This window comes from Salinispora pacifica DSM 45544 (assembly GCF_000378845.1).
Lineage (GTDB): Bacteria > Actinomycetota > Actinomycetes > Mycobacteriales > Micromonosporaceae > Micromonospora > Micromonospora pacifica.
The window spans coordinates 3,545,639-3,561,063 of sequence record NZ_KB905359.1; the positions used below are offsets into that span (position 1 = coordinate 3,545,639).

The following is a 15,425-nucleotide window of genomic DNA, read 5'->3' on the forward strand; positions in this document are numbered from 1 at the left end:
TCGTCAGCAGGCGGGGCGTCGACTCTGGGAGGCGGCGTGGGGCATCGGGTCGGGAAGGGTGCGCGGGCGGTCGGCGGTGTGCGGGCGTGGTGCGCGGCGACGGTGGTGGCGCTGCTGGCGGGTTGTGCCGGGCCGACCGACGGCGACCTGACCGACGACTGGGGGGCGCTGCCCGCGGCCGGTCCGTTCACTCCCGAAACGGGGGTGTGCCAGGTGGCCGACGCCACCACCCAGGTGACCCTGGCGGCGTACCAACCAGTGGAGTGCTCGGTCCCGCACCGGGTCGAGACCGTGCACGTGGGCACCTTCCCGACGGGGCAGTCTGGCCCACCGGCCGCCGGCTCGGCTGACCTGTGGGTCGCGTTCGTCGACTGTGACACCCGCACCAGCACGTACGTGGGGGCCGACTGGCGGACCGGGCGGCTGCGGCTCTGGGTGGCTGTCCCGTCCCCTTCGGGCTGGGCCGCTGGTTCCCGTTGGTACCGCTGCGACCTCACCGAGGTGACCACCGCAGAGGTGGACGCCGGGGTGGTGCTCCGCACCGGCAGTCTGCGCGGCGGGCTCGCCGCCGGGTCACCGTTGCGGCTCGGTTGCCAGCAGAGCGGTCCGGATCGGGGCGGTGGGGTGGAGGCGCTGCGCCCCGTGGACTGCCGCAGCCGACACGACGCGGAGTTCGTCGGGGTGTGGCGGGCGCCGAAGCGCCCGTACCCCACCGCGGACGCGGACTGGGCGCCGCTCTACGCCGGCTGCCGCAGCGAGATCGCACGCTTCACCGAGGTGCCCGACGACCCGACGCTACGGCTGCGGGTCGATGTGGTGGTCCGTCCACCCAGCGCCGGCCGGTGGGAGGTCGGCGATCGAGGAGTCCGCTGCTACCTGTGGCTCAGCGACCGCCGGGTGACCGGGTCGCTGCGGAGCGCCGGTCCGGCGGGGTTGCCGGTCCGGAACCGGTGACGAGGAGCTTGCGGCACTCTCCTTCGGCCTCGTCGGCGTGCGGATCGGCCCGGTCGGGTACGGCGTTGCCCAAACCACTCGTCTCGCCCCCGCCGCCTCCCACGTGCGTTGTTCGGGTTGACTGTGGGGATGGACCTACCGACCGGTGACTGGCCGGCCCTGCCCCGTCTGCTGGCGGCGCCCGCGCCCGGGTGGGTGGAGACGACTGACGTGATCGTCGTCGGCTCTGGTGTCGCCGGGCTGACCGCCGCGCTCCACCTGCGGGAGGCGGGCCTGCACGTCACGGTGGTCTCCAAGGTTGACATCGAGGAGGGCTCGACGCGCTGGGCGCAGGGCGGCATCGCCGCGGTGCTCGATCCGCACGACACCCCCGCGGCCCACGCCTCGGACACCGAGATCGCCGGGGTTGGCCTCAGCGATCCGGCGGCGGTCCGGGTCCTCGTCGAGGAGGGGCCGACCCGGCTGCGGGAGTTGATGCGGATCGGCGCGGAGTTCGATCGCCACCCGGACGGCTCGCTCATGCTCACCCGGGAGGGCGGGCACCGTGCGGACCGGATCGTGCACGCGGGTGGCGACGCCACCGGTGCGGAGGTACAGCGGGCGCTACACGCCGCCGTACGCCGGGATCCTTGGATCCGGCTCGTCGAGCACGCCCTGGTGCTGGACCTGCTCCGGGCCGCCGGCGACGGTCCGGACGGGCTCGGCCCCGCCTGTGGGGTGACCCTGCATGTGTTGGGTGAGGGCAGCGAGGACGGCGTCGGGGCGATCCTGGGGCGCGCGGTGGTGCTCGCGACCGGGGGGATGGGGCAGGTCTTCGGGGTTACCACCAATCCCGCGGTCTCCACCGGCGACGGGGTGGCCCTCGCGCTGCGGGCCGGGGCCGCCGTCACCGATGTGGAGTTCGTCCAGTTTCATCCGACCGCGCTGATCGTCCCATCGTCCGCCCGGGTGGACGGGGCCCGGCACGCCCAGCAGCCGTTGGTCTCCGAGGCGCTGCGGGGCGAGGGCGCCCAGTTGGTGGACTCCGATGGCAGGCGGTTCATGGTCGGGCAGCACGAATTGGCGGAGTTGGCCCCCCGGGACGTGGTCGCGAAGGGCATCCACCGGGTGCTGCTGGCCACCGGCTCGGACCATGTCTTCCTCGACGCCCGACACCTCGGCGGTGACTTTCTTGCCCGCCGTTTTCCCACCATTGTGGCGTCCTGCCTGGCCATCGGCGTCGATCCGGCGACCGACCTGATTCCGGTGGCCCCGGCGGCACACTACGCCTCCGGCGGCGTCCGTACCGACCTGCACGGCCGTACCTCCATCCCCGGCCTGTACGCCTGCGGTGAGGTCGCCTGCACCGGTGTGCACGGCGCGAACCGGCTGGCCAGCAACTCGCTGCTGGAGGGGTTGGTCTTCTCCCGCCGGATCGCCGAGGAACTGGCGACCGGCCTGCCGGAGCAGCTGCGCCCGGCCTCGACCGGTGCCTGGGTGGGGGGTGCGGGTCGGGTGCTTCCCGTCGCCGGCGTTCCCGACCTGCAACGGGCGATGACGCGGGGCGCGGGCGTGCTGCGGTCGGCGGCGACCCTGGCCGACACGGCGGCTGCCCTGGCTACGCTAAGCGACGCCGCGGGAGTTCCCCGCACCGCGGACTGGGAGGCGACGAATCTGCTGACGGTGGCGACCGTGCTGGTGGCGGCCGCCACCGCGCGGCAGGAGACCCGGGGTTGCCACTGGCGGGAGGACTTTCCGATGGCCGACGAGCGGTGGCGGGGCCACCTGGTCGGCACCATTGATCCACAGGGCCGGCTGCTGCGAAGGTGGCAGGGGTTCGGGGCCACCGAGCGTGGGGAGGACAGGTGACTGGAGAGACCGAGGGCTTGCTGCGGGTGGCCGGGCTGGACCCGGAGCGCGTACGGCGGGTGATCATCGACGCGCTCCTGGAGGACCTGGGGCCGGAGTTTCTCGACGTGACCAGTGTCGCCACAATCCCCGACAGCCAGGTTGACACGGCGGACCTGGTCGCGCGTGCCGACGGGGTGGTCGCTGGGTTGTCGGTGGCCGCGGCGGTGTTCGAGCTGGTGGGCGAGGTGACCGGAGCTGGCCGTACGGTGGCGGTGTCGCTCGTCGCCCAGGACGGGCAGCGGGTGGTCCGTGGCGATGTGCTGGCCACGGTGACCGGACCGACCCGGCTGCTGCTCACCGCCGAGCGCACCGCGCTGAACCTGCTTTCCCGGATGTCCGGCGTCGCCACCCACACCCGGGCCTGGGCCGACGCGTTGGCCGGCACGAAGGCGATGGTGTTGGACACCCGGAAGACCACCCCGGGCCTGCGGGCGCTGGAGAAGTACGCGGTCCGCGCCGGCGGCGGCACTAACAAGCGGATGGGCCTGCACGACGTGGCGATGGTGAAGGACAACCACAAGCTGGCGGCCGGTGGGGTGGCCGCGGCGTACCGGCGGGTCCGGGCGGCCTTCCCGAACGTGGGGGTGCAGGTGGAGGTGGACACCCTGGCCGAGGCGGTGGAGGCGGTGGCGGCGGGCGCCGACTTCCTGCTGGTCGACAACATGGGGGTGGAGCTGCTGCGCGAGGTGGTGCGGGCGGTCGGGGAGCGGGCCGAGTTGGAGGCGACCGGGGGGCTGACGCTGGCGGTGGCGGCCGAGGTGGCGGCGACCGGGGTGGACTTCCTGTCGGTCGGCGCGCTCACCCACTCGTCGTCGATTCTGGACGTCGCGCTGGACCTACGGACGGGGTGAGGGGGCCCGCGTTGGCTGTTGTCTAGGCTGTCGGTGTGCTGCTCTGCATCGACATCGGAAACACCAACACCGTGCTGGCGACCTTCGATGGCGACAAACTGGTGCACTCCTGGCGGATCAACACTGATCCGCGGTCTACCGCGGACGAGTTGGGGTTGATGTTCCGGGGTCTGCTCTCCGGCGCCGATGTGGAGATCAGTGGAGTGGCCGCCTGCTCGACGGTGCCCGCTGCGCTCCGGTCGGTGCGTACGATGCTGGACCGCTACTACGCCCACGTGCCGCACATGATCGTCGAGCCCGGGGTGCGGACCGGGGTGCAGCTCGCCATCGACAACCCAAAGGAGGTCGGCGCCGACCGGGTGGTCAACACGCTCGCGACGTACAACCTCTACGGCGGCCCGTCGATCGTCGTCGACTTCGGCACCACCACCAACTTCGACGTGATCAGCGGGCGGGGCGAGTTCCTGGGTGGGGCGTTCGCCCCCGGTATCGAGATTTCGTTTGACGCGCTCGCGGCCCGCGCCGCGCAGCTGCGCAAGGTCGAGGCCGCCCGGCCGCGTTCGGTGATCGGCAAGAACACGGTCGAATGTCTGCAGGCCGGCCTCTACTTCGGCTTCGCCGGGCAGGTGGATCGGATCGTTGAGCGGATGGTGGAGGAGCTGGGTACGGTCAAGGCGGTGATCGCCACCGGAGGGCTGGCCCCGTTGGTGATGCAGGAGTGCCGGACGATCACCCACCACGAGCCGATGATCACCCTGATCGGGCTCCGGATGGTCTACGACCGCAACGTTTGAGCCGGTACCTCCGAGCGGTACGGCCGGTCGTCAACCCGAGTAATTCCGGGTACTACGGTCGTAATCGGTCGTCATCGCCCCTCTGTCGCGGGAGCGGGCGTGGGTTCGGTCATGGCGGCCGGCTATCCGATGTCCCCCGCGAGAGCCCTTGAGTACGCTCGGGGGCTGACCCCGCCCGAATTCCCTGCCTGAGGAAGCGCGCCGTGATCGAGCAGAACGCCGTACCAGTTGACCCCGCCGACGATCTTCCGGAGCAGATGAAGGTCCGCCGGGAGAAGCGGGATCGGATGCTCGCCGAGGGGATCGAGCCGTATCCGCTCGGCTATCCACGGACCAGCACGCTCGCCGAGATCCGCCAGAGCTACGCCGACCTGCCCACCGACACGGCCACCGGGGACCAGGTGTCGGTCACCGGTCGGGTGATCTTTGTGCGGAACACCGGCAAGCTCTGTTTCGCCACGCTCCGCGACGGCGACGGGACCGAGCTGCAGGCCATGCTCTCCCTGGACCGGGTCGGCGCGCAGCGGCTCGCGGACTGGAAGCAACTGGTGGACCTCGGTGACCTCGTCGGGGTGACCGGTGAGGTGATCACCAGCCGGCGGGGTGAGTTGTCGGTGCTGGCACAGGGGTGGGCGGTCACCGCGAAGGCTCTTCGTCCGCTGCCGGTGGCGCACAAGCCGCTCAGCGAGGAGGCCCGGGTCCGGCAGCGCTACGTCGACCTCATCGTTCGCCCGCAGGCCCGGCAGATGGTTCGTACCCGGGCGACCGCGGTGCGAAGCCTGCGGGAGTCCCTGCACGAGCGCGGTTTCCTTGAGGTGGAGACCCCGATGCTCCAGCTGCTGCACGGCGGTGCGGCCGCTCGCCCATTCGTGACCCACAGCAATGCTCTCAACACTGACCTCTATCTACGAATCGCTCCGGAACTATTTCTCAAGCGCGCGCTCGTTGGTGGCGTAGATCACGTCTTTGAGATCAACCGTAACTTCCGCAATGAGGGCGTTGACTCGTCGCACTCGCCGGAGTTCGCGATGCTCGAGGCTTACCAGGCGTATGGCGACTACGACACGATCGGTGAGTTGACCCGTCATCTGATCCAGCGGGCGGCGCTCGCGGTCGGCGGATCGACGGTGGTGACCCACGCGGACGGTCGCGAGTTCGACCTCGGCGGTGAGTGGCGTTCCGTGACGTTGTTCGGTTCCCTTTCCGAAGCGCTCGGAGAGGAGGTCACGGTACGCACGGAGCGGGCCCGCCTGGTCGAGTACGCCGACAAGGTGGACTTGGCGGTCGACCCGAAGTGGGGTCCGGGCAAGCTGGCCGAGGAACTGTTCGAGGAGTTGGTCGTCCCGGGTCTGCTGGCACCCACCTTCGTGCGGGACTATCCCGAGGAGACCAGCCCGTTGGTGCGGGCACACCGTAGCGAGCCGGGCCTGACCGAAAAGTGGGACCTCTACGTGCTCGGCTTCGAACTGGGTACGGGCTACTCGGAGTTGGTGGATCCGGTGGTTCAGCGGGAACGCTTGGTGGCCCAGGCGCGGCTCGCGGCGCGGGGCGACGACGAGGCGATGCAGCTCGACGAGGACTTTCTCCGGGCCCTGGAGTACGGAATGCCACCGTCTGGTGGTATGGGAATGGGAATCGACCGGCTCCTCATGGCGCTGACCGGCCTGGGAATTCGGGAAACCATCCTCTTCCCGCTGGTCCGACCGGAGTGACGGGCGGGTCACCCGACTCGTAACCGGATCCTATTGACGCGCGGAGCGTCGTCCGGGTTATTGTGCTCTTGCGGGATTCGCAGAACCGCTGCACCCTGCTGGAAAGGAATGTGGGACGTGGCCAAGCAGATCATTCATAAGCTGGTCGATGACCTGGATGGCGGGGACGCTGACGAGACCGTCAAGTTCGCCCTCGACGGCGTTCAGTACGAGATCGACCTGTCGAGCGTCAACGCCGAGAAATTGCGGGAGGTATTCGCCGCGTACGTCGCCAACGGCACGAAGGTGGGCCGGGGTGGCGTGGTCGTGGGTGGCCGGGCTGCCCGAGGCCGGGGCGGTGCCACCGCCGATCGTGAGCAGAACAAGGCGATCCGGGCCTGGGCCAAGAAGGCCGGCAAGGAGATTTCCGACCGGGGTCGCATCCCGCAGGAGATCGTGGACGAGTACCACGCTCGCGCCGGCCACTGACCGGTATCTGGCGGACGCCGGCCCGGAGCACAGACTCCGGGCCGGCGTTGCTGTGTCTCGGCCCGGTGGCCGCCGGGGCGGGGTGACGCTACCGCTGGTGGCGCCGGCGGTGTCGTCGTGGCGGTGCGCCGGATGGGCTGTTTCTGGGTCGGTGGCGGTTTCCGACGTGTCGTGGGGGCGATCCGGCGGCGGCCGAATTTCGCTCTGCGCGTAGCAGCGCTGCTACCGGAACACCTGCTGAGCGCGGACGGTTGGGCAAAACAGCGCGTATCCGGCGCCGCCGGGGGAGGCAGGACCCCAGCGGAGTCGGCGCGCGGCGATAGAGTTAAAAGGCACGGACGCCCGTCCCGGGCGTTCACGCAGCGGCCCCGCCACGATCTAGATCATCGAGGCGCACGGTATGTGAGGAGCACGAGGGCATGTTCGAGCGGTTCACCGACCGAGCGCGTCGGGTTGTTGTCCTGGCCCAGGAAGAGGCCCGGATGCTCAACCACAATTACATTGGTACTGAGCACATTCTGCTGGGCCTGATCCATGAGGGTGAGGGCGTGGCCGCCAAGGCGCTGGAGAGCCTGGGGATCTCTCTGGAGGGCGTGCGTCAGCAGGTCGAGGAGATCATCGGGCAGGGCCAGCAGGCGCCGAGTGGTCATATTCCGTTCACCCCGCGGGCCAAGAAGGTGCTGGAGCTCTCGCTGCGGGAGGCGCTGCAGCTCGGGCACAACTACATCGGCACCGAGCACATTCTGCTGGGCCTGATCCGTGAGGGTGAGGGCGTGGCGGCGCAGGTGCTGGTGAAGTTGGGGGCGGACCTGAACCGGGTCCGTCAGCAGGTGATCCAGCTGTTGTCGGGCTATCAGGGCAAGGAGCCGGCAGCGGCGGGGACGGCGCCGGGTGAGGCCGCTCCCTCGACGAGCCTGGTGTTGGACCAGTTCGGTCGCAATCTGACGCAGGCGGCCCGGGAGGGCAAGCTCGACCCGGTGATCGGTCGGGAAAAAGAGATCGAGCGGGTCATGCAGGTGCTGTCCCGGCGGACGAAGAACAATCCGGTGCTCATCGGTGAGCCGGGTGTGGGTAAGACCGCCGTGGTGGAGGGCCTGTCGCAGCGGATCGTCAAGGGCGAGGTGCCCGAGACGCTGAAGGACAAGCAGCTGTACACCCTTGACCTGGGTGCTCTGGTGGCGGGTTCACGGTACCGGGGTGACTTCGAGGAGCGGTTGAAGAAGGTCCTCAAGGAGATCCGCACCCGTGGTGACATCATCCTGTTCATTGACGAGATTCACACGCTGGTGGGTGCGGGTGCCGCCGAGGGCGCGATCGACGCGGCGAGCATTCTGAAGCCGATGCTGGCGCGGGGTGAGTTGCAGACCATCGGCGCGACGACGCTGGATGAGTACCGCAAACACCTGGAGAAGGATGCCGCGCTGGAGCGCCGGTTCCAGCCCATCCAGGTTGGTGAGCCGTCGTTGCCGCACACCATTGAGATCCTGAAGGGGCTGCGGGACCGCTACGAGGCGCACCACCGGGTGTCGATCACGGACGCGGCCCTGGTGGCGGCGGCGACCCTCGCCGACCGGTACATCTCGGATCGATTCCTGCCGGACAAGGCGATCGATCTGATTGATGAGGCGGGCGCGCGGATGCGGATCCGGCGGATGACCGCGCCGCCAGACCTGCGGGACTTCGATGAGCGGATCGCGCAGGTGCGTCGGGACAAGGAGTCCGCGATCGACGCGCAGGACTTCGAACGGGCCGCGCAGCTGCGGGACACCGAGAAGCAGCTGCTGGGTCAGAAGGCGCAGCGGGAGAAGGAGTGGAAGGCCGGCGACCTGGATGTCGTCACCGAGGTCGACGACGAGCAGATCGCCGAGGTGCTCGGTAACTGGACGGGTATCCCGGTCTACAAGCTGACCGAGGAGGAGACCTCCCGGCTGCTGCGGATGGAAGACGAGCTGCACAAGCGGGTCATCGGCCAGGAGGACGCGGTCAAGGCGGTGTCGAAGGCGATCCGCCGCACCCGGGCCGGTCTGAAGGACCCGAAGCGTCCGTCCGGCTCGTTCATCTTCGCCGGCCCGTCCGGGGTCGGTAAGACCGAGCTGTCCAAGGCACTCGCGGAGTTCCTCTTCGGCAGCGAGGACGCGTTGATCCAGCTGGACATGTCCGAGTTCCACGACCGGTACACGGTGTCCCGGCTCGTTGGTGCGCCTCCCGGCTACGTTGGCTACGACGAGGGCGGGCAGCTGACCGAGAAGGTCCGTCGGCGGCCGTTCAGCGTGGTCCTCTTCGACGAGATCGAGAAGGCCCACCCGGATGTGTTCAACACGCTGCTGCAGATCCTCGAGGACGGGCGGCTCACCGACGGTCAGGGCCGGATCGTGGACTTCAAGAACACGGTCATCATCCTGACGACCAACCTTGGTACCCGCGATGTCGCCAAGGCGGTCTCGCTGGGCTTCCAGGCCTCTGACGACTCCGACTCGAACTACGACCGGATGAAGCAGAAGGTCAACGACGAGCTCAAGCAGCACTTCCGGCCGGAGTTCCTCAACCGGATCGACGACACCATCGTCTTCCACCAGCTACGCCACCGGGAGATCCTCTCGATCGTCGATATCATGATCGGTCGGATCGAGACCCAGCTGCGCAACAAGGACATGGGGCTGGAGCTCACCGACAACGCCAAGCAGTACCTCGCTACGAAGGGCTTCGACCCCGTTCTCGGTGCCCGGCCGCTACGCCGTACGATCCAGCGCGACATCGAGGACAACCTCTCCGAGCGGATCCTGTTCAACGAGCTCAACCCCGGCCAGATCGTCATCGTTGACTGCGAAGGTGATCCGACCGATATCGATTCCTCCACCCTCACCTTCCGCGGCACCGACAAACCGGCCGAACTGCCGGACGCGGTCCCAGCCGACCTCGGTGGTGCCGCCACGGGGGCGGACGACGCGGCGTAGGCCGGCAGGTCCAACCGACGAGATCGGCCCGATGGCGATCGCCATCGGGCCGATCTCGTGCTCAGTGGACGAGGACCGGCGGTCCGTCCCCGGCCAGCCGGAAGGAGACCTCGTTGACCTGCTCCACGAGGCCGTCGTTGACCAGGCCGGCCAACGCCCGAAACCGCTGGGCTTCGTCGGCCCACACCTGGTCCAGGCGCTGCCGGGGCACCGGGGCGGTTGCCTCCCGGAGCACGCCGAGCAGCAGCCCACGGACCTGGCGGTCGGTGCCCGCATACCGTTGCGGACGTCGGGTGGGGCCGGTCGGCGCCGGCTCCCCGGAGGCCCGCCAGGCGCAGATCGAGGCGACCGGGCAGCTCCCGCACCGCGGCGACCGGGCCGTGCAGACCACCGCCCCCAGCTCCATGAAGGCCGCACTGGCCAGCGCGGCGGCATCCGGCTCCGCCGGCAGTAGCTCCTCGGCGGCGACCAGGTCGGCCGGGCGGGTGGCGGGGCCGGCGTCCGGTTCACCCGCGACCGCCCGAGAGATCACCCGCCGTACGTTGGTGTCCACGACCGGGTGCCGCTGCCCGTACGCGAACGCGGCCACGGCCCGCGCCGTGTACGTGCCAACTCCTGGTAGAGCCAGCAACTGCTCCAGCCGGTTCGGCACCTGTCCGTCGTGCCGCTCCACGATCGCCACCGCGGCCTCACGCAGTCGGACCGCCCGTCGTGGATAGCCGAGCCGCCCCCACATCCGGATCGCCTCCGCTGGCGGCTCCGCCGCCAGGTCGGCCGGGGCGGGCCAGCGTGCCATCCAGTCTGTCCACGCGGGCAGCACTCGGGCGACCGGGGTCTGCTGGAGCATCACCTCACTGACGAGGATGGCCCAGGCGCCAACCTCGGGACGCCGCCAGGGCAGATCCCGGGCATGCTGCGTGTACCACCGGCTGACCCGGGTGGTGAAGGTCGCTTCAGTCATCGTCGGTCGATCATTTCACGCGCGGGACGCGCGTGCCCGCGGTGGCCAGCCCCGCTGACCAGTCCCGACGAGTGGGCAACCGGGCAGTATCTGGGTGGCGCTCTGGGCCTGGTCGGGGAGAATCCGGGGATGAGTGAGCTTGCCATCACCGTCATCGGCCGGGATCGACCCGGCATCGTGGCCGATGTCGCCGAAGTACTCGCCCGCCTCGGTGCGAACCTCACCGACAGCACGATGACCCGGCTCCGGGGGCATTTCGCGATGACGTTGATCTGCGTGGGCCCGGCCGCCGCCGAGGCCGAGGCCGCGCTGGCGCCGCTCGCCGCCGACGGTCAACTCCTGGCGACGGTACGCGCGGTGGTGCCCGACGCGGAGCAGACGTCGAGCGGCGCGCCGTATGTGCTGGCGGTGCATGGCGCTGATCGGATGGGCATCGTCGCCGCCATGACCCGGGTGCTCGCGGAGGCGGGCGGCAACGTCACGGACCTGAGTACCCGCCTCGCTGGCGCGCTCTACGTCGTCCTCGCCGAGGTCGACCTGCCGCCGGACGTGGCCGCGCAGGTGACGGCCCGGTTGGCGGCGACCGCCGCCGACCTCGGGGTGGAGGTAACCCTCCGGCCGGCCGACCCGGACCTGTTGTGAACCGCGAGGAGCGCGCCGGCCTCGGCGACTGGACGCTGGACGTGCTGGGCCCCCCGGGCCAGGTGCGACCGGTGGTGTCCGCCCCGGCGGCGGTGCTCAGCCGGGCCGGCGGCGAGGTGGATCCGACGGCGGAGCAGACGGTACGCCTCGCCGCCGATCTGGTCGCCACGATGCGCGTCGCTCCGGGCTGCGTCGGTCTGGCCGCCCCGCAGATCGGGGTCGGTGCCCGGGTCTTCGCGGTGGATGTCACCGGCCATCCGAAGGCCGGCATCGGGCACGGTGCGTTTGTGCTGTGCAACGCGGTCGTGGTGGAGGCCAGCCGATGGAAGGCTGGACGGGAGGGGTGCATGTCCGTGCCGGATCTGACCGGTGATGTCAAACGCGCCGGTCACCTGGTGGTCGAGGGGGCTCTGCCCGGGTCCGGAGCGACGGTTCGGTTGGTCACCAACGCGTTCGAGGCGCGGGCCCTGCAACACGAGATCGACCACTGTGCGGGTCTGCTGTTCCTGGACCGGGTTGCCGGTGCCCATGCTGTGTACCAGCGCAAGGTGTATCTGTGACCACGTTCGGTTTTCCCGCCCGCACCCTCGGCTGCCTGGATCGTCGTAAGTGGAGAAAAGCTTTCATCGGCTGGGCGGGCTCGGCGCGTCGCTGTCGGTTGCCGCGCGTGGCACCGCTACGGTAGAGCATCATGCGTCTGACGGTCGGCCCCTTGCCCCCCGCCGTTTACTGGCGGCGTCGCGCCGTTGTGCTCGGAGCGGTGTTTCTCTTCTTGGTTGTGATTTTCTACTCCTCGTGGGGTAACTCGGACGAGTCAGCCAACAAGAATGCCAGCGGGCAGGGGCAGTCCTCCGGTGACTCCCCAGCCGCCTCCGAACCCCCGGTCGGGCCGGCGGACCCCCCGGACGACTCGGGCGACGCCGGTGGGGAGGAGCCGCCCAACTCCGAGTCGTCCGAGCCGTCCGAGGCGGCGGACCCCCCTCCGGCACCCCCGAGTATCGATGACGGCGCCTGCACCGATGCCGATATCAGCGTGACCGCTGTCGCCCAGCCGGCGTCGGTGGGCAAGGGCGATGCCGTTGACCTGCAATTGAAGATCAAAAATATTTCGGACCGGACCTGTAGCCGGGATGTCGGCGCGGACAAACAGGAGCTGTTCCTCAAGTCGGGGGCGGCGACGATCTGGTCCTCCGACAGCTGTGGCACCGGTGAGGGCTCGGACGTCCAGTCGTTCACCCCAAATTTTGAGCGGTCCTATCGGATCACCTGGAACGGCAACGACGACAGCCGCTGTCAGGGTGGGGTCGCCACCGGCCCGGAAGCGCCGCCCGGCACCTACCAGGTGTTCGCCCGGGTCGGCACGAAGCACAGCGAGCCCGTGGAGCTCAAGGTCACCGGCTGACGCAAGCCGTATCGCCGGCGGGGTGGTCAGACGTAGCGTTCCAGGATCGAGGCCTCGGCGAGCCGGGAGAGTCCTTCTCGGACGCCCCTGGCCCGGGCGTCGCCGACGCCCTCGACGGCCTGCAGGTCCTCCACAGTTGCGCCGAGCAGCCGCTGAAGGCTGCCGAAGTGCCCTACCAGGCGGTCGACGATCGCCACCGGCAGCCGCGGTACCTTGGCCAGTAGCCGGAACCCGCGAGGGCTGAGCGCGGCGTCGAGTGCGTCGGCGGCGGCCGGGTAGCCGATCGCTCGGCTGACCGCGACCAGGTCGATCAACTCGGTCGCGGTCAGCAGGTCCAGCTCGACCAGGGCTTCGTCGAGGGTGCGGGACTTGCGGCCGGTGGGCAGGTAGTCCCGGATGACCAGGGTGCGGTCGGCGTCCACACCGGCCATCAGCTCGTCGAGTTGCAGCGCGAGGAGCCGGCCGTCGGTGCCCAGCTCCACCACGTATCCGGCGATCTCGTCGGCGATCCGACGGACCATCTCGAGTCGTTGGACGACGGCGACCGCGTCCCGGACGGTGACCAGGTCCTCTATCTCCAGGGCGGAGAGGGTGCCGGAGACCTCGTCCAGGCGCAGCTTATACCGTTCGAGCGTGGCGAGTGCCTGGTTGGCCCGGGAGAGGATGGCGGCCGAGTCGTCCAGCACGTGTCGCTGGCCGTTGACGTAGAGGCTGATGATCCGCATGGACTGGCTCACCGAGATGACCGGGTAGCCGGTCTGACGGGCAACCCGCTCGGCAGTGCGGTGCCGGGTGCCGGACTCCTCGGTCGGGATCGCGGGATCGGGCATCAGATGCACCGCCGCCCGGACGATCCGGCTACCGTCGCTGGAGAGCACCACGGCGCCATCCATTTTGCACAGCTCGCGGACGCGGGTGGCGGAGAACTCCACGTCGAGCGGGAAGCCGCCGGTGCAGAGGCTCTCGACGACCCGGTCACAGCCCAGGACGATCAGGGCGCCGGTGCGTCCACGGAGGATTCGCTCCAGCCCATCCCGGAGGGCGGTGCCCGGTGCCATCAGGGCCAGGTTGGCGCGCAGTGGGTCACTGGCCGCGCCTCCGGTCACGTGCACGCTGATCGGACGGGCGGTCGAACCCACGGCACCGGTGCGGGCGTGCGGTGTCGCGCCGGCAGGCTTGGTGGTGTCGCGGTCGGTCGGCACGGGGACAGTCTACGGACTACTCTGCGGTGGGTGCTGTCGCGGTTACTGTGATGTGTCGTGCTGCCTGAAATAACCGATTCAACCGTTTAATGGTTTTTTATTGGGAAACTTTCAGTATAAAACGGGCTGAAGGTTATTCGGCAGATGCCCGCGCGACGGCTTGGAGCGCGGCCCGGACATCACTGACCTCGATCACCTGTAGCTGTTCGGCGCGGACACCGGTGCTCTCCGGACCGCAGCCCGGTGGGACGAGCGCGAGCCGGAAGCCGAGTCGGGCCGCCTCGGCCAGTCGGCGCGGCACCGCCCCCACCCGGCGTACCTCACCGGTGAGCCCGACCTCCCCGATCGCCACCAGGTGCGGGGTGATCGCGAGGTTGAGCCCGCCGGAGGCGACCGCCAGGGCGACCGCCAGGTCGGCGGCGGGCTCGACGACCCGGATGCCGCCAACAGTGGCCGCGAAGACCTCCCGATCGTGCAGGGTCAGCCGCTCGGTGCGGCGTTGGAGCACCGCCAGGACCATCGCGAGTCGGGCTGAGTCGAGCCCGGAGACCGTTCGTCGGGGCGACCCGGCCACCGTCGCCCCGATCAGCGCCTGCACCTCGGTGACCAGCGCACGTCGCCCCTCCATCGCCACCGTGACACAGGTGCCGGGGACCGGCTCCGAGTAGCGGGTGCGAAAGAGCCCGGACGGGTCGGCCAGGCTGCTGATGCCGCCCTCGTGCATCTCGAAGCAGCCGACCTCGTCGGCCGCGCCGAACCGGTTCTTCACCCCCCGCACCAACCGCAGGGACGAGTGTTTGTCCCCTTCGAAGTGCAGGACCACGTCAACCAGGTGCTCCAGCACCCGTGGACCGGCCACCTGGCCCTCCTTGGTGACGTGCCCCACCAGCAGCGTCGCGATGCCCCGCTCCTTGGCCACCGCCACCAGGGCCGCGGTGACCGCGCGGACCTGGGTCACCCCGCCGGGTACCCCTTCGCTGCCGGTGGTCGAGATCGTCTGCACCGAGTCCAGCACCAGCAGCCCCGGCTTGACCGCGTCCAGGTGCCCGAGCACCGCGGCGAGGTCGCTCTCGGCCGCCAGATAGAGCTGCTCGTGCAGGGTGCCCATCCGTTCGGCGCGCAATCGGACCTGGCTGACCGACTCCTCACCACTGACCACGAGCGATGGGTTGGCGCCGCCGGCGGCCCACTGCTGCGCCACGTCGAGGAGCAGGGTCGACTTGCCGACCCCCGGCTCGCCGGCGAGCAACACGACCGCGCCCGGAACCAGGCCGCCGCCGAGTACCCGATCAAGCTCGCTGACACCGGTTGGGCGGGCGCGCGCCGGCGCGGCGCTGATGGTGGCGATCGGCCGCGCCGGCTCGGCCGGCAGCCGGGAACTGACCACCCGGCCGGAGACCGTCGGGCCGGTCAGCGTGCACTCGACGACCGAGCCCCACTCGCCGCACTCCGGGCAGCGGCCGACCCACTTCGGCGGTTGGTGGCCGCAGGCGTCGCACTCGTAGGCGGGGCGGGGTGCGCGGGCGGCGCGGGCGCCGGTCGTGCCGGCGCGGCCGGAGCGGGAGGTGGTCATCCCAGGACGTTAACCGTCGCGT

General features: G+C 69.9%; 13 protein-coding genes. 10 read left to right on the top strand and 3 right to left on the bottom strand.

Going from position 1 to position 15,425, the window contains the following annotated elements; genetic code table 11:
* Positions 1–36: 36 nt before the first annotated feature.
* The 7 genes from SALPAC3_RS0116135 to SALPAC3_RS0116170 all read left to right on the top strand — a co-directional run bounded on the left by SALPAC3_RS0116135 (position 37) and on the right by SALPAC3_RS0116170 (position 9,623).
* Positions 37–954 (top strand): septum formation family protein, encoded by a 918-nt coding sequence (locus tag SALPAC3_RS0116135; RefSeq protein ID WP_018222246.1) that lies wholly within the window; start codon positions 37–39, stop codon positions 952–954.
* A gap of 129 nt (positions 955–1,083) precedes the next feature.
* Positions 1,084–2,802: an L-aspartate oxidase gene (locus tag SALPAC3_RS0116140; RefSeq protein ID WP_018222247.1), complete on the top strand. Its 1,719-nt coding sequence runs from the start codon at positions 1,084–1,086 to the stop codon at positions 2,800–2,802.
* Positions 2,799–3,695, top strand: a complete 897-nt coding sequence (gene nadC, locus SALPAC3_RS0116145; RefSeq protein ID WP_018222248.1) for a carboxylating nicotinate-nucleotide diphosphorylase — start codon at positions 2,799–2,801, stop codon at positions 3,693–3,695. The genes SALPAC3_RS0116140 and nadC overlap by 4 nt, the downstream gene beginning before the upstream one ends.
* Positions 3,696–3,730: 35 nt before the next feature.
* Entirely contained in the window at positions 3,731–4,489 is a 759-nt protein-coding gene (locus SALPAC3_RS0116150; protein WP_018217457.1) for a type III pantothenate kinase, read from the top strand.
* A 203-nt stretch (positions 4,490–4,692) separates the two neighbouring features.
* The gene (gene lysS, locus SALPAC3_RS0116160; RefSeq protein WP_018222249.1) at positions 4,693–6,201 is read left to right on the top strand and encodes a lysine--tRNA ligase; all 1,509 of its coding nucleotides are present in this window, start codon (positions 4,693–4,695) and stop codon (positions 6,199–6,201) included.
* Positions 6,202–6,318: 117 nt separating this feature from the next.
* Positions 6,319–6,669: a histone-like nucleoid-structuring protein Lsr2 gene (locus SALPAC3_RS0116165; RefSeq protein ID WP_033660423.1), complete on the top strand. Its 351-nt coding sequence runs from the start codon at positions 6,319–6,321 to the stop codon at positions 6,667–6,669.
* Between the two features lie 419 nt (positions 6,670–7,088).
* The gene (locus tag SALPAC3_RS0116170; protein ID WP_018222251.1) at positions 7,089–9,623 is read left to right on the top strand and encodes an ATP-dependent Clp protease ATP-binding subunit; all 2,535 of its coding nucleotides are present in this window, start codon (positions 7,089–7,091) and stop codon (positions 9,621–9,623) included.
* A gap of 61 nt (positions 9,624–9,684) precedes the next feature.
* Here SALPAC3_RS0116170 and SALPAC3_RS0116175 read toward each other — a convergent pair whose 3' ends face one another.
* Positions 9,685–10,584, bottom strand: coding sequence for an HhH-GPD family protein (locus tag SALPAC3_RS0116175; RefSeq protein ID WP_018222252.1), 900 nt, complete (start codon positions 10,582–10,584; stop codon positions 9,685–9,687).
* 129 nt (positions 10,585–10,713) lie between these two features.
* On the opposite strand from SALPAC3_RS0116175, the gene SALPAC3_RS0116180 reads away from it, so the two are divergent.
* The 3 genes from SALPAC3_RS0116180 (at position 10,714) to SALPAC3_RS0116190 (ending at position 12,628) form a co-directional block, all read left to right on the top strand.
* Positions 10,714–11,226: a glycine cleavage system transcriptional repressor gene (locus SALPAC3_RS0116180; protein ID WP_018222253.1), complete on the top strand. Its 513-nt coding sequence runs from the start codon at positions 10,714–10,716 to the stop codon at positions 11,224–11,226.
* Complete coding sequence (locus SALPAC3_RS0116185; RefSeq protein ID WP_018222254.1) at positions 11,223–11,786, top strand: peptide deformylase; 564 nt, start codon at positions 11,223–11,225, stop codon at positions 11,784–11,786. The genes SALPAC3_RS0116180 and SALPAC3_RS0116185 overlap by 4 nt, the downstream gene beginning before the upstream one ends.
* A 131-nt stretch (positions 11,787–11,917) precedes the next feature.
* Positions 11,918–12,628 (top strand): hypothetical protein, encoded by a 711-nt coding sequence (locus tag SALPAC3_RS0116190; RefSeq protein ID WP_018222255.1) that lies wholly within the window; start codon positions 11,918–11,920, stop codon positions 12,626–12,628.
* A 26-nt stretch (positions 12,629–12,654) separates the two neighbouring features.
* Here SALPAC3_RS0116190 and disA read toward each other — a convergent pair whose 3' ends face one another.
* Positions 12,655–13,830 (bottom strand): DNA integrity scanning diadenylate cyclase DisA, encoded by a 1,176-nt coding sequence (disA, locus tag SALPAC3_RS0116195; RefSeq protein ID WP_018222256.1) that lies wholly within the window; start codon positions 13,828–13,830, stop codon positions 12,655–12,657.
* Between the two features lie 133 nt (positions 13,831–13,963).
* Complete coding sequence (gene radA, locus SALPAC3_RS0116200; RefSeq protein ID WP_018222257.1) at positions 13,964–15,403, bottom strand: DNA repair protein RadA; 1,440 nt, start codon at positions 15,401–15,403, stop codon at positions 13,964–13,966.
* Positions 15,404–15,425 lie beyond the last annotated feature (22 nt).

Coding starts and splice junctions, on each gene's coding strand:
- SALPAC3_RS0116180 (WP_018222253.1), top strand. CDS start 10,714: ATGAGTGAGCTTGCCATCACCGTCATCGGCCGGGATCGACCCGGCATC.
- radA (WP_018222257.1), bottom strand. CDS start 15,403: ATGACCACCTCCCGCTCCGGCCGCGCCGGCACGACCGGCGCCCGCGCC.
- SALPAC3_RS0116190 (WP_018222255.1), top strand. CDS start 11,918: ATGCGTCTGACGGTCGGCCCCTTGCCCCCCGCCGTTTACTGGCGGCGT.
- SALPAC3_RS0116175 (WP_018222252.1), bottom strand. CDS start 10,584: ATGACTGAAGCGACCTTCACCACCCGGGTCAGCCGGTGGTACACGCAG.
- SALPAC3_RS0116170 (WP_018222251.1), top strand. CDS start 7,089: ATGTTCGAGCGGTTCACCGACCGAGCGCGTCGGGTTGTTGTCCTGGCC.
- SALPAC3_RS0116140 (WP_018222247.1), top strand. CDS start 1,084: ATGGACCTACCGACCGGTGACTGGCCGGCCCTGCCCCGTCTGCTGGCG.